23 protein-coding genes are annotated in these 20,650 nt (G+C 70.9%); 13 read left to right on the top strand and 10 right to left on the bottom strand.

Annotated features, from left to right (window positions below):
- Positions 1-46: 46 nt before the first annotated feature.
- The 4 genes from OG219_RS06475 to OG219_RS06460 all read right to left on the bottom strand — a co-directional run bounded on the left by OG219_RS06475 (position 47) and on the right by OG219_RS06460 (position 3,185).
- Positions 47-745 (bottom strand): HAD family hydrolase, encoded by a 699-nt coding sequence (locus OG219_RS06475; protein WP_266823775.1) that lies wholly within the window; start codon positions 743-745, stop codon positions 47-49.
- Between the two features lie 32 nt (positions 746-777).
- Positions 778-1,467 carry a phosphatase PAP2 family protein gene (locus OG219_RS06470; RefSeq protein WP_266823773.1) on the bottom strand — a complete coding sequence of 230 codons (690 nt, stop codon included), beginning with the start codon at positions 1,465-1,467 and terminating at the stop codon, positions 778-780.
- 126 nt (positions 1,468-1,593) lie between these two features.
- Positions 1,594-2,529 (bottom strand): M56 family metallopeptidase, encoded by a 936-nt coding sequence (locus OG219_RS06465; protein ID WP_266823771.1) that lies wholly within the window; start codon positions 2,527-2,529, stop codon positions 1,594-1,596.
- Between the two features lie 110 nt (positions 2,530-2,639).
- Positions 2,640-3,185, bottom strand: coding sequence for a DUF5134 domain-containing protein (locus tag OG219_RS06460; protein WP_266823769.1), 546 nt, complete (start codon positions 3,183-3,185; stop codon positions 2,640-2,642).
- 192 nt (positions 3,186-3,377) lie between these two features.
- On the opposite strand from OG219_RS06460, the gene OG219_RS06455 reads away from it, so the two are divergent.
- Both OG219_RS06455 and OG219_RS06450 read left to right on the top strand, forming a co-directional pair.
- A complete protein-coding gene (locus OG219_RS06455; RefSeq protein WP_266823767.1) occupies positions 3,378-5,030 on the top strand; it encodes an FUSC family protein in 1,653 nt (550 codons plus the stop codon).
- Positions 5,031-5,338: 308 nt separating this feature from the next.
- Positions 5,339-5,830 carry a MarR family winged helix-turn-helix transcriptional regulator gene (locus OG219_RS06450; RefSeq protein ID WP_266836020.1) on the top strand — a complete coding sequence of 164 codons (492 nt, stop codon included), beginning with the start codon at positions 5,339-5,341 and terminating at the stop codon, positions 5,828-5,830.
- A 25-nt stretch (positions 5,831-5,855) separates the two neighbouring features.
- Here OG219_RS06450 and OG219_RS06445 read toward each other — a convergent pair whose 3' ends face one another.
- Both OG219_RS06445 and OG219_RS06440 read right to left on the bottom strand, forming a co-directional pair.
- Positions 5,856-6,620 carry a VOC family protein gene (locus OG219_RS06445; RefSeq protein ID WP_266823765.1) on the bottom strand — a complete coding sequence of 255 codons (765 nt, stop codon included), beginning with the start codon at positions 6,618-6,620 and terminating at the stop codon, positions 5,856-5,858.
- 116 nt (positions 6,621-6,736) lie between these two features.
- The gene (locus tag OG219_RS06440; RefSeq protein WP_266823763.1) at positions 6,737-7,123 is read right to left on the bottom strand and encodes a VOC family protein; all 387 of its coding nucleotides are present in this window, start codon (positions 7,121-7,123) and stop codon (positions 6,737-6,739) included.
- A gap of 69 nt (positions 7,124-7,192) precedes the next feature.
- Between OG219_RS06440 and OG219_RS06435 the strand changes: the two genes are divergently transcribed.
- On the top strand, positions 7,193-7,735 hold the full coding sequence (locus OG219_RS06435; RefSeq protein ID WP_266823761.1) for a GNAT family N-acetyltransferase: 543 nt from the start codon (positions 7,193-7,195) through the stop codon (positions 7,733-7,735).
- 29 nt (positions 7,736-7,764) lie between these two features.
- Here OG219_RS06435 and OG219_RS06430 read toward each other — a convergent pair whose 3' ends face one another.
- Positions 7,765-8,448: a glycerophosphodiester phosphodiesterase family protein gene (locus tag OG219_RS06430; protein WP_266823759.1), complete on the bottom strand. Its 684-nt coding sequence runs from the start codon at positions 8,446-8,448 to the stop codon at positions 7,765-7,767.
- Between the two features lie 389 nt (positions 8,449-8,837).
- On the opposite strand from OG219_RS06430, the gene OG219_RS06425 reads away from it, so the two are divergent.
- The 5 genes from OG219_RS06425 (at position 8,838) to OG219_RS06405 (ending at position 13,479) form a co-directional block, all read left to right on the top strand.
- A complete protein-coding gene (locus tag OG219_RS06425; protein WP_266823758.1) occupies positions 8,838-10,235 on the top strand; it encodes a DUF6421 family protein in 1,398 nt (465 codons plus the stop codon).
- A 35-nt stretch (positions 10,236-10,270) separates the two neighbouring features.
- A complete protein-coding gene (locus tag OG219_RS06420) occupies positions 10,271-11,029 on the top strand; it encodes an SDR family NAD(P)-dependent oxidoreductase (RefSeq protein ID WP_266823757.1) in 759 nt (252 codons plus the stop codon).
- Positions 11,026-12,096: a low specificity L-threonine aldolase gene (locus OG219_RS06415; protein ID WP_266823755.1), complete on the top strand. Its 1,071-nt coding sequence runs from the start codon at positions 11,026-11,028 to the stop codon at positions 12,094-12,096. The genes OG219_RS06420 and OG219_RS06415 overlap by 4 nt, the downstream gene beginning before the upstream one ends.
- 83 nt (positions 12,097-12,179) lie before the next feature.
- Entirely contained in the window at positions 12,180-12,773 is a 594-nt protein-coding gene (locus OG219_RS06410; protein ID WP_266823753.1) for a transglutaminase domain-containing protein, read from the top strand.
- A gap of 13 nt (positions 12,774-12,786) precedes the next feature.
- Positions 12,787-13,479, top strand: coding sequence for a B3/4 domain-containing protein (locus OG219_RS06405; RefSeq protein WP_266823751.1), 693 nt, complete (start codon positions 12,787-12,789; stop codon positions 13,477-13,479).
- Between the two features lie 4 nt (positions 13,480-13,483).
- Here the strand turns inward: OG219_RS06405 and OG219_RS06400 are convergent, their stop codons facing one another.
- Positions 13,484-14,212: a 1-acyl-sn-glycerol-3-phosphate acyltransferase gene (locus OG219_RS06400; protein ID WP_266823749.1), complete on the bottom strand. Its 729-nt coding sequence runs from the start codon at positions 14,210-14,212 to the stop codon at positions 13,484-13,486.
- 185 nt (positions 14,213-14,397) lie between these two features.
- Positions 14,398-14,814, bottom strand: a complete 417-nt coding sequence (locus OG219_RS06395) for a DUF4395 domain-containing protein (protein WP_266823747.1) — start codon at positions 14,812-14,814, stop codon at positions 14,398-14,400.
- Positions 14,815-14,889: 75 nt separating this feature from the next.
- Here OG219_RS06395 and OG219_RS06390 point away from each other — a divergent pair, with 75 nt between their 5' ends.
- From OG219_RS06390 to OG219_RS06375, 4 genes are all read left to right on the top strand, one after another.
- Positions 14,890-15,303, top strand: a complete 414-nt coding sequence (locus OG219_RS06390; protein ID WP_266823745.1) for a thioredoxin family protein — start codon at positions 14,890-14,892, stop codon at positions 15,301-15,303.
- A gap of 205 nt (positions 15,304-15,508) precedes the next feature.
- A complete protein-coding gene (locus OG219_RS06385) occupies positions 15,509-16,018 on the top strand; it encodes a flavin reductase family protein (RefSeq protein ID WP_266469532.1) in 510 nt (169 codons plus the stop codon).
- A gap of 205 nt (positions 16,019-16,223) precedes the next feature.
- Positions 16,224-17,009 carry an electron transfer flavoprotein subunit beta/FixA family protein gene (locus tag OG219_RS06380; RefSeq protein ID WP_266469534.1) on the top strand — a complete coding sequence of 262 codons (786 nt, stop codon included), beginning with the start codon at positions 16,224-16,226 and terminating at the stop codon, positions 17,007-17,009.
- Positions 17,010-17,076: 67 nt separating this feature from the next.
- Positions 17,077-18,039, top strand: a complete 963-nt coding sequence (locus OG219_RS06375) for an electron transfer flavoprotein subunit alpha/FixB family protein (RefSeq protein WP_266823742.1) — start codon at positions 17,077-17,079, stop codon at positions 18,037-18,039.
- 63 nt (positions 18,040-18,102) lie between these two features.
- Here OG219_RS06375 and OG219_RS06370 read toward each other — a convergent pair whose 3' ends face one another.
- Entirely contained in the window at positions 18,103-18,996 is an 894-nt protein-coding gene (locus OG219_RS06370; protein ID WP_266823740.1) for an endonuclease/exonuclease/phosphatase family protein, read from the bottom strand.
- Between the two features lie 202 nt (positions 18,997-19,198).
- Between OG219_RS06370 and OG219_RS06365 the strand changes: the two genes are divergently transcribed.
- Positions 19,199-20,503: an aldolase/citrate lyase family protein gene (locus OG219_RS06365; protein WP_266823738.1), complete on the top strand. Its 1,305-nt coding sequence runs from the start codon at positions 19,199-19,201 to the stop codon at positions 20,501-20,503.
- Positions 20,504-20,650 lie beyond the last annotated feature (147 nt).

Genomic DNA, 20,650 nt, shown 5'->3' with positions numbered 1-20,650 from the left:
GGCGGCGGTTGCAGGAGCGGCCGAGAGCGCGGGCCGCGCCGGGACGTCAGCCGATCAGGCCGAGAATCGGCCGCAACCCGTCCGGGCGCTCGGTCACCGGTAGATGGTCCACGAAGTGCACGGCGCAGCCCAGGGCCGCCGCACCCCCGTCCGCGCGGCGGTCGTCCCCGACCATCAGCGTGTCCTCGGGGGCGATGCCCAGCGCGTCGCAGGCGGTCGCGAACAGCCGCGGATCCGGCTTCTGGATGCTGTGCTCGTACGACAGGACGTACGTGCCGACGTAAGGGTCGAGGCCGTGCGCGCGGAAGACGGGCCGCAGATCCCAGCCGATGTTGCTGACCACACCGACCGCGACCCCGCGCTCGCGCAGCGCGCCCAGCACCTCTTCCGCGTCGGGGTAGGGCAGCCAGGCGTCCGGGGTCATGTGGCGGTCGTACAGCACGTCATGCAGCCCGGGATCGGGCAGTGCCACGCGTCGGGAGAGCCCGGTGTAGGCGGCCCGGTGCAGCTCGGCGCTCTCGTCCCGGATCGCCCACACGCCGCTGAGGCCGTCCGGCACCGGCTGTGCCGGGGAAGCGCCACCGGGGAGCGCGCCGACCGACTCCAACTCCTGGGCCGAGCGGACCAACTCCGTCTCGGGCAGGGGGATGTCGGCCTCCGTGAGCGCCGCCCGCAGCCAGGACTCGGTCGATTCGACGCGGAAGAGCGTTCCGGAGAAGTCGAAGAGCACGCCTTTGATCGTCATGAGGGTGATCCTTCGCGGCGGGCCCGCACAGGTCAAGGCCGTCCCGAGGAGACCCACCGCTCGTACGAGGCGACCGCCAGTGCCACAAGGAGCGCCCCGAGAAGCCAGCCGCCCACCACGTCCGACGGCCAGTGGACGCCGAGCCAGACACGGGTCAGACCGACGCCCACGACGGAGACCACGGCCACGGCGAGCGCCGTACGACGCAGGGCGCGTCCGGCGCCGTACAGGTGGAGCAGCCACAGCAGCAGCCCGCACACCACCGTGGCCGTCATGGCGTGGCCGGAGGGGAAGGCCGCGTAGTGGGCGGAGTCCACGGGGTCGGGCCAGACGGGGCGTTCGCGGCCGATCGCCGACTTCAGCCCCTGCTGCACCACTGTGCCCACCGCACATGTGACCGCCACCCACAGGGCCGGCCACCATGCGCGGTGCCTCCACATCAGCCAGACCACGGCGGCGGCAGCCACAGCGCGCATCGTCCACGGGTCCCACACCCAGTCCGTCAGGATGCGGAACGCATGGGTGAGGCCGGGGTCGTCGACCGCCCAGCGGTGCGTGGTGCGGGCGATGTCGCCGTCGAGGGCGAGCAGCGGATCCCAGGAGAACGCGACCAGCAGGAGAAGCAGCACGGAGGGCACGGCGAGAGCCGCCGCGGCGAGCGCCGCGCTGCGCGGGCCTGGCGGGTGGGGATGGGGAGGCGAGTCGACGTGCGGGGGGTGCATGCGGTGATCCTCGCCGACGTGCGGGTCCGGAGGCCAACCCGGGGGCACACGGGGTGTCCCGCGCGGCGGTACGCGGCGAGCCCGTGCCCGGCCCCGATGCTCCGCCATGATCCGGCCGGACAGGTTCTAGCTCAGCGCCCGCAGCCCCGGTACGAAGGTCACCAGTAGCGGGATCACCGGCACCAGCGCGGCCGCCGCCGTCAGTCGCAGGCGTCGCGCCGCCGTGAGCCGGTCCGGGGGAGTGAGCAGGCGGTGGACGCGCTGCGGGACATGGGCCTGCGGGGTCGGGCAGGGGCCGAACACGCCCCGGTCCTCGTTGAGTTCCACCAGGGCGAGCGCGATGGTGAGGCGGCCGAAGCGGCGCGAGGCCATGTCGTCGGCGGAGAGTTCGACCAGGCGGTGCATCTCGTCGCGGAACGCGGCGAACACCGGAACCTGCGGGAATCCGTTCGCCAGCGCGCCGGAGCAGTGCAGCAGCCAGTCGTGCCGTGCCCGGGCGTGCCCCTGCTCATGGGCGAGCACGGCATCCAGCTGACGCCCCTTCAGACGGCGCAACGCGCCGGTGGTGACGACGAGTTGGGGTGCGGCGCCGGGCAGCCACCAGGCGTCCGGACGCACCCCCTCCAGAACCACCAGGCGGTCGGCGCCGGGCTCCTCGCCGGGCAACAGCGGTGCGCGCAGAAGGAGTTCGTCGCGGCTCTGCCGACGGCGCGCCCGGGCCCGTACGACCTCGGTCACCAGCATCGCCGCGGTCCATGCGCCACCGCACGCGAGCGCCACGGCGGTTGTCGCGGCCCAGGGGCTCCCGGAGCTCAACGCGTAGGCGTCCACGACCGAGTGCGGCGCCGGACCGAACACATGGCCCCGTACGACCACCCAGGCGGCGGCCGCGCTCAGCGTCATCGACAGCGCGCAGCAGAGCAGCACGGCCGCCACCACGCACTGCCACACCCACAGGGCGACCACCGGTTCGCGGTCCGGCCAGTCCGCCCTGGCGAGCAGTCGCGGAGCGACCACGGCGGCCAGAGCGCCGAGCAGCAACAGTGCCGCGGGGACCATCATGGTCGAAGCCTATGAGCGGGGTGTCGCCGGAGGATACGGCCCGCGACGGCAAAGTGACGTACGCCACGGTTTCGTTGCGGCCGTTTCCCGTGGTCCGGGAGGCGTCGGTTTCAGAGCGTGACCAGCATGGCCAGCATCGCGATCCCCATGGACAGCCGGCACGCCTGCGACAGTTCGGGGCGGTCGGCCCAGCCGACGGTGCCGGTTCCGCCGGCCGCCGTGGCCATGGGCAGCAGACGCAGGCCCGAGCGCAGCACGTAGCCGCTGAAGTAGAGCAGGAGCACCCCGGTCAGCAGCGGGACCCCCGAACCGCCCTGGACGTGGTGACCGGGAGATTCGGCCATCACCCCCGCCATGTAGACCATCGCGCAGGCGCCCATCAGATGGTGCACGTGGTGCGGGCTCGTACGGGCCGCCCACAGGGTGCGTACCGCCGCCGCGCCGAACACGGCCGCGTAGGCGAGCCAGGCCCAGCGCGGTGGCGCGGCCACCGCCGCGGGCACGGCCATCGCGGCCATGCCGAAGCCCATGAGCGCCTCGCCGCCCGCGGTGCGGCGCTGCTCCTCGACGGAACTGCGCATCCGCAGCAGGCAGTAGGCCCCGGTCGCCGCGCACAGCGCGACGAGCAGCCAGCCGGGCGAAGCCGGTCCGTGCATCGTGCACCTCCCCGCTCGACGGCATCGGGCATCGGGCATGGGTATCGGACAGTCGGTCAGGGCATGCCCGGCCCGGACGGGGCGCAAGCGAGCGCAAGGGTGTAAACGGGGGAGCGTTGCGAGCGCACCGCAGGTGAGCCGGCACAGTGAGCGAAATGCTTCACGAGTAAAACACCTGCTAAACTTGTGGTCATGAGTAGTGCGATCCCTGGCCCCCCGCGTGTACGCCGCCTTCCGCTGGCCGGTGTGCTGCGCGTCGGCCGCCCCTCCGACATCTGGTTCAAGCCCGCGCTGAGCGTCGTCGCCTCGGTCGCCCCGCTGAATCTGACGCTCGTGGCGCTCGGCAGGCTGGACCTGGCGATGTACACGATGGCCGGGTCGCTCTGCGCGCTCTACGCCCACAACCGCCCCTACGCCGCCCGGGCCCGCACCCTGGCCCTGGTCGTGCTCGGCATGCTCGGCGGTCTCGCCGTCGCCCTGGTCACCGCCTCGCTCTCCACCGACGCCGTCGTGCTGGTCACCGTCGGAGCCCTGCTCGCCGCCGCACAGAAAGTGCTGTGCGACGCCACGCGCATCGGCCCGCCCGGGCATCTGATCTTCGCCTTCATCAGCTCCGCGTCCCTGTTCACGCCCGGGACCCTGGGGCAGGTCCCCGGCCATCTCGCGCTGGCCGCCACGGGAGGTGCCTGGGCCTGGCTCGTCGGGATGGCCCCGGGGCTCGTCCGTCCGCACGGGCCGGAGCGCCGCGCCACAGCACACGCGCTGAACGCCGTGGCCGCGTACGCCGGGACGCGGGGCAGCGGTGAAGGCGCCGCCCGTGCCCGAGCCGCCGCGGTCGCCGCCGTGCACGGGGCCTGGGAGTCACTGCTCTCCACCGGCGCCCGCTCCGCTCCGAGGCGCGCCCTGGAACGGCTCGTCGTACGTGCCGAGATCGCCCTGGCCGCGCCCGCCGCCACGGAGCCCGAGCGGCTGCGCGGCTGGGCCCGCGAGCTGCGCGGCAACGGGCCGGTGCCGCGTCCGGACGACCTCGCGGACGCCGCCGACCAGCTCTTGGGCATGGAGGCCGAACTCGCCTTCGGGAAGCGGTCGTTGCTGCACCGCCTCGGCCCACTCGCGCCCATCGCCCTGCGCACCGCACTCGGCTGCGCCCTCGCCGGATACGCCTCGCTCGCTCTCGGCGTCGGCCGCCCGTACTGGGCGCTGGTCACGGCCGCCTCGCTCTACCAGGCCAACGTCACCCTGACCTGGAGCCGGAGTGTGCAGCGCGTCGTCGGCAACCTCGTCGGGGTGCTGGTCTTCGCGGCGGTCTTCCCGCTCGCCCACCTCGGGAAGGCGGTCCTCGTGCTCTGCGTCCTCGCCTGCGCCTTCGGCGCCGAAGCGCTGATCAGCCGCAACTACTGGCTCGGCACCATCTGCGTGACGCCCATGGCTCTGCTGATCACCGAGTTCGCACAGTCCCAGCAGCCCGGCGAACTGATCACCGACCGAGTCGTGGACACCCTCGTCGGCGCGCTGATCGGCTTCGCGGCCGCGGTCGCCGTCACCAACCGGCGGGCCGGTGACCGCATCGAGCAAGCCCTCTCCGCCGTGGAACGCGCCCGCGAGCACGCCGCACGGGTCCTCGCCCGCGACCACCCCGAGCCCGGGGCCCTGGAGTCCGCCCGCCGCGGCCTCGCCGCCACCGTCGTCGACCTCCGCGCCACCGCCGACACGGCGGCCGGCGAATGGTGGCAGCGCGCCGTGCCGGGGGACCGGGTGATGCCGGTCGAACACGCCGCACACCGTACGCTCGCGGCGACGGTACGACGGCAGGGACTGCACTCCTTGGAGGGCGCACAGGCATGACGGCAGCGGACGGGCGGACGACGGACGGGGACGCCCATGCGAGGCGGGCGGAGACGGAGAACGCCGACGTCGGCCGTGCGGGCGACGCGGCCGTCCGCAACCGCCGCGCGGAGAATTCGGGCCTGGGCCCCCGGCGGGCGGGGGCCGAGAGTACCTCTGGCGGGCGCACGGAAACCGGGGATGCCGTCCACGCGCGCGGGGGCAAGATGACCAGCCGGGCCGCGGGAGCGGAGCGGTCGCACGGCCGGACCGCACAGGCAGCGACAGCGGGCTCCCCCGCAGTGGGCCCGACCTGGCCCCGGGACACCATGGCGGCGGTGGTGCGGCAGTGGCAGACCGTGCGGCCGGACCTCGACACCGGGCCCATGGAGATCATCGGCCGTATCAACCGCTGCGCCGCGCTCCTCCAGCAGGCGGAGGACGCGCCGCTGCGCCGGGCCGGACTCACCCGCCCCGAGTTCGACGTCCTCGGCACGCTGCGACGGACCGGGCACGAGCTGACCCCCAGCGAGATCGCCCGGGAGACGTTCTCCTCCGGGGCCGCCGTCACCAAGCGCCTCAAGCAACTGACCGAGCGAGGCATGGTCGAGCGGCGCGGTGACACCCGAGACCGCCGGGTCGCCCACGTCCGGCTGACCGACGAGGGACGCGAGCTCGTCGACGGCATCCTCCCCGAGCAACTCGCGTACGAGACGACAGTCCTGTCCGGGACCGACCCCGACCGGCAGCGCGAACTGGCCGAACTGCTGGGCGAGTTGCTCGGCCAGCTGGAGGGCCGACTGGGAATGCCGCGCGCCTGACCCGCTCGGCTCCTGAACGGGGGGACTAAATCTCCTCGCCCGCCGCATGGACGCCGAACGCAGCCCCCTGCGGGTCCCGCACCACGGCGATCCGGCGGCCGTGCGACACGGACATGGGCTCCATGAGCAGGTGGCCGCCCGCCTGGAGGGCGGCGTCCGCAGTGGCGTCCACGTTCTCGACGGTGAAGTAGGGCATCCAGTGCGAGGGCACCTCGTGCGGGAACTTCTCGTCCATGGTCACCATGCCGCCGAAGTCGGCGCCGTCGACACCCCACTGCGTGTAGTGCTCGGAGGCGTTCACGCTCCAGCCGAACACCGTCGTGTAGAACTCGGTGACCCGGTCGGGGGCGCGGGTCAGCAGCTCCACCCAGCCGAGGGCGCCCGGCGCGTTGAACAGCCCCGCGCCGGCGAAGGACCGTGCCTGCCACAGCTGGAAGGCCGCGCCGCCCGGGTCGAAGGCGACGGCGAAACGGCCGATGTCGAACACGTCCATGGGGCCGAGGACCACCGTGCCGCCGGCCGCCTGCAGCGCTGCCACGGAGGCGTCCGCGTCGGCCACCGCGAACGAGACGCTCCAGGCGACGGGCTGCGACTCCTGGTACAGCGGCGACAGGGCGGCGACCGCGGCGTCGCCGAGGTGCGCCACGGTGTAGCCGCCCGCCTCCTGGCGCGGGTCCGTCTCCGGGCGCCAGCCGAACAGGTCGGCGTAGAAGCGCTTGGCCGCTTCGAGATCGCTGGTCCCCAGCTCCGTCCAGCAGGGTCCGCCGGTCACCGGCCTGTCGAGCTTCATGAGGTTCCTTCCGCAGCGAGCCCCCTGAAAACGCTAGTCCCGGGCCGCTGCGGCGGCCATCCGGGGCCCGGACCCGCGCCGGGGCGGACGCAAGCGCGGCCGAGCAACGCCGGGCCTCAGGGGCGGTAACGCAACGGGTGGTCCGCCGGGATCTCCACGATCACGATCTCGGTGCCGTCCGGATCCGCGATCCACATCTCGATCAGCCCCCACGGCTCCTTCACCGGCGGTCGCAGGACCTCGACATCGGCGGCAGCCAGTTCCTCGTGCGCCGCCGTCGCGTCCGCGACCTGGAGCCACAGCTTGAGCGCGGGGGACGGCGGCGCCTCGGAGCGGCCCGCGACCTCCAGGAAGCCGCCGCCGAGGAAGTAGACGGTCCCGCGTTCGGGCCCCGTACCGAACTCGCGGTAGACGGCGAGGCCCAGCTTCTCGCCGTAGAAGGCACGGGAGCGCTCCGGGTCGGTGGGGCGCAGGAGGGTTCGGCTGCTCAGTACATGCACCATGCAGCCGAACCCTAGGGGAGAGTTAGGCTCGTCGGTGCCGAGCCGCGCCACCGAACGGAGAACCGCTCCATGGACACCACCGCCTCCACCGGACTGACCTTCCGCGATGCCATCGACAGCGATGTGGACGCTCTGGTGGCGCTGATCGAGTCGGCGTACCGCGGGGACTCCAGTCGGGCGGGCTGGACCACCGAGGCGGACATCCTCGAAGGGCAGCGGACCGATCCGGAGGGCGTGCTCGCGGTCGTCAAGTCACCCGACAGCCGGCTGCTGACCGTCGAGCGGGACGGCGCGGTCGTCGCCTGCTGCCAGCTCGAACACCGCGGCGACCACGCCTACTTCGGCATGTTCGCGGTCAGCCCCGCACTCCAGGGCGCGGGCCTCGGCAAGGTGATCATCGCCGAGGCGGAGCGGCACGCGCGCGAGACCTGGGGCGTCGCGGAGATGCACATGACGGTGATCTCCGTACGCGATGACCTCATCGGCTGGTACGAGCGGCGCGGCTACCGCCGTACGGGAAGGATGACGCCCTTCCCGTACGGCGACGAGCGCTTCGGCGTCCCGCAGCGCGACGACCTGCAGTTCGAGCTGCTGGTCAAGCCGCTCGCATAATCGTTACGGCAGTTGTGCCGATCATCCGGTCACGCCGTGAAGCGGCCGGTGCGCTTGATCTCGGGATAGTCGGTGGTCGCGCCGTCCAGTTCCAGGGCGCGGACCAGCCGCAACTGGTCCTGGGTGTTCACCACCCAGCCGATGATCCGCAGGTCGGCCTTGCGGGCGTGCTCGACGACCTCCAGGGTCAGCCGGCGGATGTTGAGGCAGACGGTCGCGGCGCCGACGTCCACGGCGCGGTCCACGACGTCGGTGCCGTACCGGCTCGCGATCAGCGCGGTGCGGGCGCCCGGCACGAGCCGGGCGATCTCGTCGACCGCCTCGTCGTGGAACGAGGACACCTCGACCCGTCCGACCAGGTCCCGCCGGTGCATGACCTCGGCCAGTGCCCGTGCCGCCGCCACGTCCTTGATCTCGGCCTGGAGCGGCGTCGGGATGGCGTCGAGCACCTCCTCGAAGACGGGAACGCGCTCACCGCGCCCCGCGTCCAGCGTGCGCAGCTCGCCGAGTGTCTTCTCGGCGATCGGCCCCGACCCGTCGGTCGTACGGTCCACTTCGGCGTCGTGCATGACGACGAGGGCGCCGTCCTTGCTCAGATGCAGATCGAGTTCGATCAGGTCGAGGCCCGCCTGCTGGGCGGCGATGAAGGAACGGAGGGTGTTCTCGGGTTCGACACCCATCACTCCGCGGTGACCGATGGTGAGGAAGTTCAAGACGTGACTCGCTTCCGTCGACGGCGGCTCGGCTCGCGCGTGGTTCCGACGGCGGCGCCCACGCGGCAAGGCCGCAGCCTAATGGCCCTGCCGTGTGATGTACCCGCTCGTACGCGGGCCAATGGGCCCGCCGGTCAGGGCGGACACGCCCCGTGCCGCCGGACCGGGTCACTCTGCGGTGGGCGAGTCCCGGCCACGGTTGACCCGGGGCGACGCCGACGCCTCGCATCGCGGCACGCAGCGGAAGTAAGCGCCTGCACCGTTTCTGGCAGGAAAAAGAGCGGTGAACAAGCGGGTGCGCAGGATAATGTCCCGAGTTCCCACTTGTGGGAAGGAACTACGTACGCATACGGTGTTCTTACGCGAGGTTCTCCTGTGGAGGGTGGGACATGACGGAAATTCTTGTGCAGGTAGGTGCGGAGGAGCAGGTTCCTCCCGTGGCCAGGGTGGTGGAACACCCGGCATGGCCTGCGCTCAAGGATGCCGTGGAGGAGATCCGGCCGTGGCAGGCCAAAGACGGCTCCATCGACTTCGACGCCGAGGGCGCGCCGGACACGTCCGACGCGGATCTGGCCGTACGCCGTGCCATAGACGCCATCGAGCGGCTCGCCCCGCTGCTGCCGCACGACGCCGCCTATCACGAGGCGCTCGTGAAGGACCTGCGCCGCTGGGCCGACGCGGGGTTCAAGGTGCCCGACTTCCTCGACTCGCTGCTGGCCTTCCAGCCCGCCGCGCACCGTGAGGACGGCCTCCAGCACCTGGTCGTCTTCCCGATGTACACGCAGAACGGCAACCCGGACCGCAACTTCGAAGCGGTCGTGCTGCGCATGGTGTGGCCCGACTGGCTGGCCGAGCTGGAGCGCACCCGCTACGACAACCCGCTGTTCTGCGGCATCACCTTCGAGGACTTCACCGCCGGATACGACACCAACTCGGCCGTCCTCTTCCCGGAGACCATCGCGGTGCGCGAGGCGCCCGAGCGCTTCTCCTGGGGCGGCATCTTCTGCGACCGCGAGGCCGCCCGCTTCCGCGCCGTCACCGAAGCCGCCGTGGACACCCTCGGTCTGCAGCTGCCCGAGGACATCGCCGCGATGGTCGAGGACCAGGCGCGCTGCGAGCAGGCCTTCGTGCTCTGGGACATGGTCCACGACCGCACCCACAGCCATGGCGACCTGCCCTTCGACCCGTTCATGATCAAGCAGCGCCAGCCGTTCTGGATGTACGGCCTGGAGGAGCTGCGCTGCGACCTCACCGCCTTCAAGGAGGCCGTGAAGCTGGAGGCCGACGGCTTCCCGCAGGGCCGTGACGTGCAGTACGCGGTGCTCTTCGACCGGATGTTCCGCTTCCCGGTGACCGGCGAGCGGGTCCGCAACTACGACGGACTCGGCGGCCAGCTGCTCTTCGCCTACCTGCACAAGCACGACGTCGTCCGCTGGACCGACAACAAACTGCACATCGACTGGCAGCGCGCCCCGCAGGTCACCAACGAGCTGTGCGCGGAGATCGAGGACCTCTACCGGGCCGGCATCGACCGCCCCAAGCTCGTCCACTGGTTCAAGGCGTACGAGCTGGTCGCCACCTACCTCGCCCCGCACCCGGGCTCCCGCTGGGCCAAGGGCCCGGACGCCCTGGACCTCACCCTGCCCCCGCGGAAGCTCGTGGACGACGTGCTTCCGGACGAGTTTCCCCTGAGCATGTTCTATGAGGCGCTCGCCAAGAAGCTGAAGCATGTGATCGCCTCCACCAAGGGCATCACAGCGGCGGGCGCCGAACGGGCCGCCGCGTGAGCGCCCGTGCCCAGCACGCTCAGGAGGCGAGGACCATGTCCGACGGGAATGGCAACGGAGCACTGAGCGGAGCGGTGATCGCGGTCGCGGGTGCCGGAGGCCCCGCGGGCCGCGCGACGCTGCTGCGGCTCGCCGAGGCGGGCGCGACGGTCGTCGGCTCGGACAACGACCCCGAGCGTCTCGCGGAGGCCGTGGACGCGGCCCGCTACGCCTACGGAGGCGCCACCGTCGTCGGCGACACGGTGGACCTGCTCGACCTGGACTCGACCCGCGACTGGGCCACCCGCATCGAGAAGGACTTCGGTCGCGTCGACGGCCTGGTCCACCTCGTCGGCGGCTGGCGCGGCAGCGAGACCTTCACCAAGACGGTTCTCGACGACTGGGACCTGCTCGAACTGCTGCTCATCCGCACCGTGCAGCACACCTCCCTCGCCTTCCACGAGGCGCTGCAGCGCAGCGAGCGCGGCCGGTACGTCCTGACCAGCGCGGCCGGTGCGAGCAAGCCCACCGCGGGCAACGCGGCCTATGCCGCGGCCAAGGCCGCCGCCGAGGCCTGGACGTTGGCCATGGCCGACTACTTCCGCAAGGCCGGGGGCGAGCAGGGGCCGACCTCCGCGGCTGCCATCCTGGTCGTCAAGGCACTGGTGCACGACGCGATGCGCGCCGAGCGCCCGAACGCGAAGTTCGCGGGCTTCACGGACGTCAAGGAGCTGGCCGATGCCATCGCCGGCGTCTGGGACAAGCCCGCCGGTGAAGTGAACGGAAAACGTCTGTGGCTGACCGAGAAGCCGTGAACCCTCCCAGGACCGACGCCCGGCGTCGCCACGACCCGGCCGTCCGTGGCTTCGCCAGCGACAACTACGCGGGGGCCCACCCCGAGGTGCTCGCCGCCCTGGCCCTGGCCAACGGCGGGCACCAGGTCGCGTACGGCGAGGACGACTACACGGCCAACCTCCAGTCGATCATCCGCAGCCACTTCGGTGCCACGGCGGAGGCCTTCCCGGTCTTCAACGGCACCGGCGCGAACGTGGTCGCGCTCCAGGCCGTCACCGACCGCTGGGGCGCGGTGATCTGCGCGGAGAGCGCGCACATCAACGTCGACGAGGGCGGCGCCCCCGAGCGCATGGGCGGCCTCAAACTGCTCACCGTGCCCACCCCCGACGGCAAGCTCACCCCCGAGCTGATCGACCGGCAGGCGTACGGCTGGGACGACGAGCACCGCGCGATGCCGCAGGTCGTCTCGATCACCCAGAGCACCGAACTGGGCACCCTCTACACGCCCGAGGAGATCCGCGCGATCTGCGACCACGCCCACGCGCACGGCATGAAGGTGCACCTGGACGGGTCCCGCATATCCAACGCGGCCGCCTCCCTGGACGTCCCCATGCGGACGTTCACCAACGCGGTCGGCGTCGACATCCTCTCCCTGGGCGGGACGAAGAACGGCGCGCTGTTCGGCGAGGCCGTCGTCGTCATCGACCCCGACGCCGTCAGCCACATGAAGCACCTGCGCAAGCTGTCGATGCAGCTCGCCTCCAAGATGCGCTTCGTCTCCGTGCAGTTGGAGGCGCTGCTCGCCAAGGACCTGTGGCTTCGCAACGCCCGCCACTCCAACGAGATGGCCCAGCGGCTCGCCGAGGGCGTGCGCGCGGTGCACGGCGTGGAGATCCTCTACCCGGTGCAGGCCAACGCGGTCTTCGCACGCCTCCCGCACGACGTGAGCGAGCGCCTGCAGAAGCGCTACCGCTTCTACTTCTGGGACGAGAGCGCGGGCGACGTCCGCTGGATGTGCGCCTTCGACACGACCGAGGACGACGTCGACGGTTTCGTGGCGGCGCTCAAGGAGGAGATGGCGCACTAGCGAGCCGCCAAGGTATGCATAGATATACGGTCGACCGAAAAGTAATTGACTCCCGGTCGGCCGTATTCCTATGCTCTGCGACCATGGAGCTGATCCAGGAAACCCCCGACCTGTCCGCCTACTTGGCCGCCGACGAGGTCATCGACCACCATCATCCGCTCGTGCGGGAGGCGGCCGCGCGGCTCGCGAAGGGTGCGGCCGACTCGTATGGCTATGCGCAGGCCGCGTACGAATTCGTGCGCGACACGATCCCGCACTCGCAGGACGCCGGCGACCCGCGCGTCACCTGGCGCGCCTCCGACGTCCTGGAGCAGCGCACCGGCATCTGCCACGCCAAGGCGCACGCGCTGGCCGCGCTGCTGCGGGCGGAGGACATCCCGACCGCCCTGTGCTACCAGTCGCTGGCGCACGACGACGGAGGCGGGCATGTCGTGCACGGCCTGGTCGCCGTCCGGTTCAACGGAGCCTGGCACCGGCAGGACTGCCGCGGTAACAAGCCAGGCGTCGACGCGCGGTTCTCGCTCGACGGCGAGCGCCTTGCCTGGATCCCCGACCCGGAGTCCAATGAGGTGGACTACCCGGTACTGTACGCTGAACCTCACCCGGCCGTTCTGCGCGCACTCAAAGCCGCCCCCGACCGGCCGCACCTGTGGAAGACGCTCCCCACCGCACTCTGAGGCAAGGCCGCCCATGACTCTCACGCTCACCGTGTCCGACGAGGTGCGCGCCCTCGCGCCCGGCTTCACGCACGTCGCCATCGAGGCGTACGGACTCGTCAACGGGCCAAGTACCGAGGGGACTTCGGCGCTGCTGGACGACGCGGCCCGCCGTCTGGCCGTACGGCTGGACGGTCGCGCTCCGCACGAGGACCCGCACATGGCGGCCTGGCGGGAGGCCTACACGGCGTTCGGCTCCAAGCCCTCGCGGACCCGCAACTCGGCGGAGGCGCTGGCCAAACGAGCCCTCTCCGGCGCCGGACTGCCCCGGATCAACGTGCTGGTCGACGTCTACAACGCCATCAGCGTCGCCCACCTGATCCCCGTCGGCGGTGAGGACATCGACCGCATCCAGGGCGGGATGCGCCTCGTGCGCGCCATGGGCGACGAGGACTTCGTGACCGTTGCGGACGGCGAGGAGACCGTCGAACACCCCGACGCGGGCGAGGTGGTGTGGCGCGACGACGCGGGCGTCACCTGCCGCCGCTGGAACTGGCGCCAGGGCCCGCGCACGCGGCTCACGGAGGAATCGACCTCCGCGGTCTTCCTGCTGGAGAGCCTGGCGCCGATGCCGGTCGCCGAAGCCGAGCGGGCGGGAGCCGAACTCGCCGAACTCCTGGAGAAGTTCAGCCCCGGGGCGCGGATCACCGTCCACGCCCCGGAGTGACGATTCAGCGCGCCTCGGCCGCCTTCACCTCTTCGGGGGTCGGCGCCGTGCCGCCGAGGTGCGCGGGCATCCACCACGTGTCGTCCGGGCCGTTGGGCCGCACGGGATAGGCGCGCTGCGCGGCTTCGAGGAGCTCCTGTACCTGGTCGCGCAGCCGCCGGGTGATCGCCCCCGCGTACTGGTCCTTCGGAGCCTCGACCGGCTTGCCGACCCGGATGGTGATCGGGGTGTGGCTGCGCTTGAAGTTGCGCGGGCGGCCCTTGGTCCACAGGCGCTGGGTGCCCCACACGGCCATCGGGATCAGCGGGACGCCGGCCTCCTGGGCCATGCGTGCCGCACCCGACTTGAAGCTCTTCAGCGTGAACGACTGCGAGATGGTGGCCTCGGGGAAGACGCCGATGATCTCACCGGAACGCAGCGACTCCAGCGCGTGGGCGTACGCCGTCTCGCCCTGCTTCCGGTCCACCGGGATGTGCTTCATGCCCCGCATCAGCGGACCGGAGATCTTGTGCCGGAACACCGACTCCTTAGCCATGAAGCGCACGAGGCGCTTCTGCGGCAGGGCGGCCAGACCGTCGAAGATGAAGTCCAGATAGCCGATGTGGTTGCTCACCAGCACGGCGCCGCCCGAGCGCGGAATGTTCTCCGATCCCTTGAGGTCGATCTTGAGGTCCCAGGCCTTGAACAACGTTTGGGCGAGACCGACGACGGGACGGTAGACAAGCTCTGCCATGGACGGGGTGGACCCTTCTCTCTGCCAGGGAAGGGGTCTCCCGGCGGGAAAGTTACGCAGCCGTAGGTTTACGGCATTGCGCAGATCGTGCCCCAAGAACGGACGAGTGGCCAGTCCTAGTGCCAGTGGTGGGCGAGATCCTCGTCACGTCACCCCTTGATCCACCTCGGAGTTTTAACTTCCCTTTACTCCGCACGTACCGTGACTCGGCGCACGAGCAAGTACATCTCGCACCCGAGGCAGTACCCGAACGCGGCATTGAGAAACGCCGCCGCGAGCGCGCAAGCGGTTGCCGCCGTCCCCAGCCACTCCGGTCCCACCGCGTAGCCGATGAGTCCCACGACCGCGAAAGCGAACCCGACCGCCTGCGCGAACCGCGGCGGCTCCGGCGCCTCGAACTCCGTCGGCGGCCCGATCCGGGGACGTACCGCCTTGCGGAACAGCCAGCCGTAGGGGGAGCGCCCCACGCCGCCCGCCGCGCCCAGTGCGAACGCCAGCGTCTGCCAGGCCAGCAGCCAGGCGCTGCCGGTGATCAGCACGACCGCCAGCACGACGGTCGTCACGGCCGCTCCGAACCGCGGCCCCCTCACATCGATGTCCATGAATCAAGCATTCCGCACTCATCGGCTTTTGTGAGGCCGGGAATCTTTGCGGTCTCGTGAATGCTTGTGCAGGTGATGACCGGACTTGTGGTGTGCGTGGTGGTGCTCGCGCTGTCGAGCGCGTACGGAGTGCTGCATCGGCGGCGGAGCGGGAGGGTGAGGGTGCGCGGGCGCGACGGTGGAAAGCTTCTCGGCGCGGCGGAGTTGGGGGAGGGGCTCGGTGAACGGGCCACGCTCGTCCAGTTCTCCAGCGCCTTCTGCGCCCCCTGCCGGGCCACCCGACGGGTGCTCGCCGAGGTGGCGGAGATGGTCCCCGGGGTGTCCCACGTGGAGATCGACGCCGAGGACCGCCTGGAGCTCGTACGCGAACTCGACATCCTCAAGACCCCGACCGTGCTCGTGCTCGACGCGGGCGGGCGGATCGTGCGGCGGGCAACAGGGCAGCCGCGCAAGGCCGATGTGATCGCCGCGCTGGGAGAGGCCGTCTGACCGTGGTGATCAAGGTGAGGCATCTCCCAGATGCCGGAACGCACTTGACTGCACCCACCACCTATCGTCAGCCTGACCGTATGCCCCGGGAAATCCTTCTCTTCGAGCGCGTCCACGTGGACCTGGCCCGCACCGCGAGTGCGCGCTGTCCGGGCTGTTGAGCAGCCACGGATCAGCCCGTCACCTCTCGCAGAAGGACAACTCCATGACGGCCACGCCCGACCTCGGCACCCCACAGCTCGCCTCTCCCGACCTGCTGCGCTCCGTCTTCAGGCGGCACGCGGCCGGTGTCGCCGTGATCACGGCCCCCGGCGCCGAGGGCCCCGTCGGCTTCACCGCCACCTCGCTCACCTCGGTCTCCGCCGAGCCCCCGATCGTCTCCTTCGGGATAGGCGTCGGCGCCTCCAGCTGGCCCGCCATCTCCGCGTCCGACCACATCGGCGTGCACATACTCGGGGAGCATCAGCAGGAACTCGCCGGCACCTTCGCCAGGAGCGGCGCCGACCGCTTCGGCGCGCCCACCCGTTGGCGTAACGGCCCTGAAGACGTTCCCGTGCTCGACGACGTCCTCGCTTGGCTGGTGTGCCGTGTCGTCGCGCGCGTGCCCGCGGGGGACCACCGCATCGTCCTGGCCGAGGTGGTCCTCGGTGACCCGTCGGGCGCGGGCCGCCCGCTGCTCTACCACCAAGGGCGCTTCAACGGCCTGCGCGACTGAAGCTACCGGCGGGTCCTACTCGTCGGTTACGCAGCGTTGCGAAGGTCACAGTTCAAAGCGCTTGCTTAGTGGGTAATTGATGGGTGTACTGGCGAGTAATATTTCGGTCGGAGCGCGGGCCGCCCCGACCGGGATCGGCCGCTTCAGGCGCCTATGCTGCCGATAAGAAGGCAGCCAAAAATGACGATGCAGTAGGAGAGCCGGCGTGAGCTTGAGGATCGTTGTCACTGTGAAGTACGTGCCCGACGCCACTGGCGACCGGCACTTCGCCGATGACCTGACCGTCGACCGTGACGACGTGGACGGTCTGCTCTCGGAGCTCGACGAATACGCGGTGGAACAGGCGCTGCAGATCGCCGACGAAGCCGACGACGCCGAGATCACCGTGCTGACCGTCGGCCCCGAGGACGCCAAGGACGCGCTGCGCAAGGCGCTGTCGATGGGCGCGGACAAGGCCATCCACGTCGAGGACGACGACCTGCACGGCACCGACGTGATCGGTACCTCGCTGGTGCTGGCGAAGGCCATCGAGAAGGCCGGCTTCGACCTGGTCATCTCCGGCATGGCGTCCACCGACGGCACCGCGGGTGTTGTCCCGGCCCTCCTTGCCGAGCGTCTCGGCGTTCCGCAGGTCACCCTGCTCTCCGAGGTCTCCGTCGAGGACGGTGTGGTCAAGGGCCGCCGTGACGGCGACTCCGCCTCCGAGCAGCTGGAGGCCTCCCTCCCGGCGGTCGTGTCGGTCACCGACCAGTCGGGCGAGGCGCGTTACCCGTCCTTCAAGGGCATCATGGCGGCCAAGAAGAAGCCGGTGGAGTCCTGGGACCTGGAGGACCTGGAGATCGAGGCGGACGAGGTCGGCCTCGAGGGCGCCTGGACGAAGGTCGACTCCGCGGCCGAGCGCCCCGCACGCACCGCCGGCACGATCGTCAAGGACGAGGGCGAGGGCGGCAAGCAGCTCGCCGAGTTCCTCGCGGGCCAGAAGTTCATCTAGGAACACCGGCCCGCCGCAGGCTCCCTGACCGCCCCTCATCTTTCGCAAGCAGGAGAGAAGAAGTCCCATGGCTGAAGTTCTCGTCTACGTCGACCACGTGGACGGCGCCGTCCGCAAGCCCACCCTGGAGCTGCTGACCCTGGCCCGCCGCATCGGCGAGCCCGTCGCCGTCGCCCTCGGTTCCGGTGCCGAGGCCACCGCGCCCGCGCTCGCCGAGCACGGCGCGGTCAAGGTCCTCACCGTCGACGCCCCCGAGTTCACCGACTACCTGGTCGTACCCAAGGTGGACGCGCTCCAGGCCGCGTATGAGGCCGTGTCCCCGGCCGCCGTGCTCGTCCCGTCCTCCGCCGAGGGCAAGGAGATCGCGGCCCGCCTCGCGCTCCGTATCGGCGGCGGCATCATCACGGACGCCGTCGACCTGGAGGCCGGCGACGAAGGCCCGGTGGCCACGCAGTCCGCGTTCGCCGCTTCCTTCTCCACCAAGTCCCGTGTCTCCAAGGGCACTCCGGTCATCACGGTCAAGCCGAACTCGGCCGCCGTGGAGGCCGCCCCGGCCGCGGGCGCGGTCGAGGCCCTCGCCGTGTCTTTCTCGGAGAAGGCCACCGGCACCAAGGTCACCGCGCGCACCCCGCGTGAGGCCACCGGCCGCCCCGAGCTGACCGAGGCCGCGATCGTGGTCTCCGGCGGCCGTGGCGTCAACGGCGCCGAGAACTTCTCGATCATCGAGGGTCTCGCAGACTCCCTCGGCGCGGCCGTGGGCGCCTCGCGCGCCGCGGTCGACGCCGGCTGGTACCCGCACTCCAACCAGGTCGGCCAGACCGGCAAGTCGGTCTCCCCGCAGCTGTACATCGCCTCCGGCATCTCCGGCGCGATCCAGCACCGCGCCGGCATGCAGACCTCGAAGACCATCGTCGCCATCAACAAGGACGCCGAGGCCCCGATCTTCGACCTCGTCGACTACGGCGTCGTCGGCGACCTCTTCGACGTCGTCCCGCAGCTCACCGAGGAGATCAAGTCCCGCAAGGGCTGAGTCTCCGTAGGAAGCGTGAGAGGCCCCTGCGACCGTCGTTGACGCGGTCGCGGGGGCCTTCGCTCATGCCAGGGTCAGCGTCGCCTGTACGGGCAGATGGTCGCTCGGGAACTGGCCGTTCAGGGAGAAGGTGTTGATCGTGGAGCGGTGTGCGGTCACACCCGGCGTGGTGAGGATCCAGTCGATGCGGTCGCCGTCCGGCGCCAGCGGCTTGTATCCGTGCAGGGTGGCGTACAGCCTGCTGCGCTCGGCCGCCGTCTCCCAGGTGTCGACGAGTCCGGGGCACAGCATCGTGTCGTAGACGGGGTTCTCGTGGGCGGCGACATTGAAGTCGCCGGTCACGATCAGCGGCAGGGAACGGTCGAGTCCGGCGATGCGTTCGCCGATCAGGGCGGCGGAACGCGCGCGTGCGTTCTGACTCGCGTTGTCCAGGTGGGTGTTGAGGAAGTAGAACTCCCGCCCGCCGTTGCCGAGGTCACGGAAGCGGACCCAGGTGACCATGCGTATGGAAGCGCCGCCCCAGGTGTTCGAGCCGGCCACCTCAGGGGTGTCCGAGAGCCAGAAGTGTTCGTGCTCGACCGGGGTCACCCGACGGGTGTCGTAGAAGATCGCCATGAACTCGTCCTGGTTGCCGCCCGCGCGGCCGGTGCCGATCCAGTCGTAGTACGGGCCCAGGTCGGCCTCGATGTCGAGGATCTGCTGGTGGAGGCCCTCCTGGGTACCGATCACATGGGGCCGTTCCTGGAGCAGTAACGCCCGCATCGCGGGGCGGCGTGCGGCCCAGCTGTTGGGTTCGGTGGTGCTCGCGAAACGCAGGTTGTACGTCATGACGTCCAGGCGGCGGCCCGGGCTTCCGGCGGCGGAGACGGACGCTGTACTGAAAAAGGGCAGGGCGACCGCGGCGGCCACGACGGTCTTGAGCCCCATACGGCGGGTGAGTCTCTTGGGGTTCGGCACGCGTGCTCCTTCGATCGCTGGTCCCTCAGGATGATGAAGGGTGCGGGCCGCAGTGTGAAGCAGGGAACCGAGAGGGGAGTGAACGCGGTGGGTTCGGAGGGTGACCCGGGACGCAAGAGGGTGTTGACCGGCGGGAAGGTCCCCGGATAACTTCGTTCTACGGATTGTTGATTCCGCAGTGCGGAAAACAGGAGGGTGCGGGATGGGTCAGGGCCAGCAGGAGAAGGTGGCGACGAGCCTCGCGGGCGCCGTCAGCGAGGAGATCAGCGCCTCCCTCGCCCCGGTCGACGCCGAGTTGGAGCGCCGCTACCCCGGAGACCCGGGCACCCGGCAGCCCGTCCACACCGTCTACGTGCCCGGCGACGCGTTCGCCGCCGACACCATCCGCTCCTGGGGCGACCGGGCCCTCACCGCCCTCGACGAGCACGCCCCGGACGCCGCCTCCTTCGCCGCCGTCCTCGGCCTCACCGACGACCTCGCGAAGCCCGTGTACGACCGCGTACGGGCCAAACTGGAGCGCGAACCGATCGAGGACCTGCGCGTCGACTTCGAGGACGGCTACGGCCCGCGTCCGGACGCAGAGGAGGACGAGGCGGCGGCGCGCGCCGCCCGGCTGATCGCCGAGGCGTACGAGAACGGTACGGCGGCCCCGTACATGGGCATCCGCATGAAGTGCATGGAGGCTCCGGTCCGCGACCGCGGCATCCGCACCCTCGACATCTTCCTCACCGGCCTGATGGAGGCCGGGGGCCTTCCCGACGGGCTCGTGCTGACGCTGCCGAAGGTGACGTACGCCGAGCAGGTCACCGCGATGGTGCGGCTCCTCGAGGAGTTCGAGAAGGCGCGCGGTCTCGAGCCCGGGCGGATCGGCTTCGAGATCCAGATCGAGACCAGCCAGTCGATCCTCGCCGCCGACGGCACCGCGACCGTCGCCCGCATGATCCAGGCCGCCGAGGGCCGCGCCACCGGTCTGCACTACGGCACCTTCGACTACAGCGCCTGCCTGGGCGTCAGCGCCGCCTACCAGGCCAGCGACCACCCCGCCGCCGACCACGCCAAGGCGATCATGCAGGTCGCCGCCGCGGGCACCGGCGTACGCGTCTGCGACGGCTCCACCAACGTCCTGCCGGTCGGCCCGACGGAGAAGGTCCACGACGCCTGGCGGCTGCACTACGGCCTCACCCGCCGCGCCCTCGCCCGCGCCTACTACCAGGGCTGGGACATGCACCCCGGCCACATCCCGACCCGCTACGCGGCCGTCTTCGCCTTCTACCGCGAAGGCTTCGAACAGGCCGCGGCCCGCCTCTCCCGCTACGCCAACCAGGCGGGCGGCGACGTCATGGACGAACCCGCCACCGCCAAGGCCCTCAGCGGCTACCTGCTGCGCGGCCTGGACTGCGGCGCCCTCGACATCGCCGAGGTGGCGCGGGTTACGGGGCTGACGCGGGCGGACCTGGAGGGTTTTGCGGTGCCGAGGCGGGGAGATCTGACAATCTCGGCCAAGTAGAGCTTCCTAGGGGCGCGGGGAACTGCGCGACCAGCCACAGGCGGCCCGCAGCTTCAGAACGGCCGTTGTGGCCGGTCGCGTAGCGACCACGTCACAGAGCCCGCCTCCCGACACCACCTGTCACTGCTGCCCCGTAGTGTGGACGCC

It is taken from the genome of Streptomyces sp. NBC_00038 (assembly GCF_026343635.1).
Lineage (GTDB): Bacteria > Actinomycetota > Actinomycetes > Streptomycetales > Streptomycetaceae > Streptomyces.
The sequence above is the reverse complement of the archived record's forward strand: the minus strand, read 5'-3'. Positions and strand labels throughout refer to the sequence as shown.

Bases quoted from the DNA above. Each gene is read 5' to 3' on its own strand.
- OG219_RS06420 (WP_266823757.1), top strand. From the start codon at position 10,271: ATGTCCGACGGGAATGGCAACGGAGCACTGAGCGGAGCGGTGATCGCG.
- OG219_RS06435 (WP_266823761.1), top strand. From the start codon at position 7,193: ATGGACACCACCGCCTCCACCGGACTGACCTTCCGCGATGCCATCGAC.
- OG219_RS06445 (WP_266823765.1), bottom strand. From the start codon at position 6,620: ATGAAGCTCGACAGGCCGGTGACCGGCGGACCCTGCTGGACGGAGCTG.
- OG219_RS06405 (WP_266823751.1), top strand. From the start codon at position 12,787: ATGACTCTCACGCTCACCGTGTCCGACGAGGTGCGCGCCCTCGCGCCC.
- OG219_RS06440 (WP_266823763.1), bottom strand. From the start codon at position 7,123: ATGGTGCATGTACTGAGCAGCCGAACCCTCCTGCGCCCCACCGACCCG.
- OG219_RS06455 (WP_266823767.1), top strand. From the start codon at position 3,378: ATGAGTAGTGCGATCCCTGGCCCCCCGCGTGTACGCCGCCTTCCGCTG.
- OG219_RS06410 (WP_266823753.1), top strand. From the start codon at position 12,180: ATGGAGCTGATCCAGGAAACCCCCGACCTGTCCGCCTACTTGGCCGCC.
- OG219_RS06425 (WP_266823758.1), top strand. From the start codon at position 8,838: ATGACGGAAATTCTTGTGCAGGTAGGTGCGGAGGAGCAGGTTCCTCCC.
- OG219_RS06365 (WP_266823738.1), top strand. From the start codon at position 19,199: ATGGGTCAGGGCCAGCAGGAGAAGGTGGCGACGAGCCTCGCGGGCGCC.
- OG219_RS06475 (WP_266823775.1), bottom strand. From the start codon at position 745: ATGACGATCAAAGGCGTGCTCTTCGACTTCTCCGGAACGCTCTTCCGC.
- OG219_RS06395 (WP_266823747.1), bottom strand. From the start codon at position 14,814: ATGGACATCGATGTGAGGGGGCCGCGGTTCGGAGCGGCCGTGACGACC.
- OG219_RS06375 (WP_266823742.1), top strand. From the start codon at position 17,077: ATGGCTGAAGTTCTCGTCTACGTCGACCACGTGGACGGCGCCGTCCGC.
- OG219_RS06390 (WP_266823745.1), top strand. From the start codon at position 14,890: ATGACCGGACTTGTGGTGTGCGTGGTGGTGCTCGCGCTGTCGAGCGCG.
- OG219_RS06385 (WP_266469532.1), top strand. From the start codon at position 15,509: ATGACGGCCACGCCCGACCTCGGCACCCCACAGCTCGCCTCTCCCGAC.
- OG219_RS06450 (WP_266836020.1), top strand. From the start codon at position 5,339: ATGGCGGCGGTGGTGCGGCAGTGGCAGACCGTGCGGCCGGACCTCGAC.
- OG219_RS06460 (WP_266823769.1), bottom strand. From the start codon at position 3,185: ATGCACGGACCGGCTTCGCCCGGCTGGCTGCTCGTCGCGCTGTGCGCG.
- OG219_RS06400 (WP_266823749.1), bottom strand. From the start codon at position 14,212: ATGGCAGAGCTTGTCTACCGTCCCGTCGTCGGTCTCGCCCAAACGTTG.
- OG219_RS06470 (WP_266823773.1), bottom strand. From the start codon at position 1,467: ATGCACCCCCCGCACGTCGACTCGCCTCCCCATCCCCACCCGCCAGGC.
- OG219_RS06465 (WP_266823771.1), bottom strand. From the start codon at position 2,529: ATGATGGTCCCCGCGGCACTGTTGCTGCTCGGCGCTCTGGCCGCCGTG.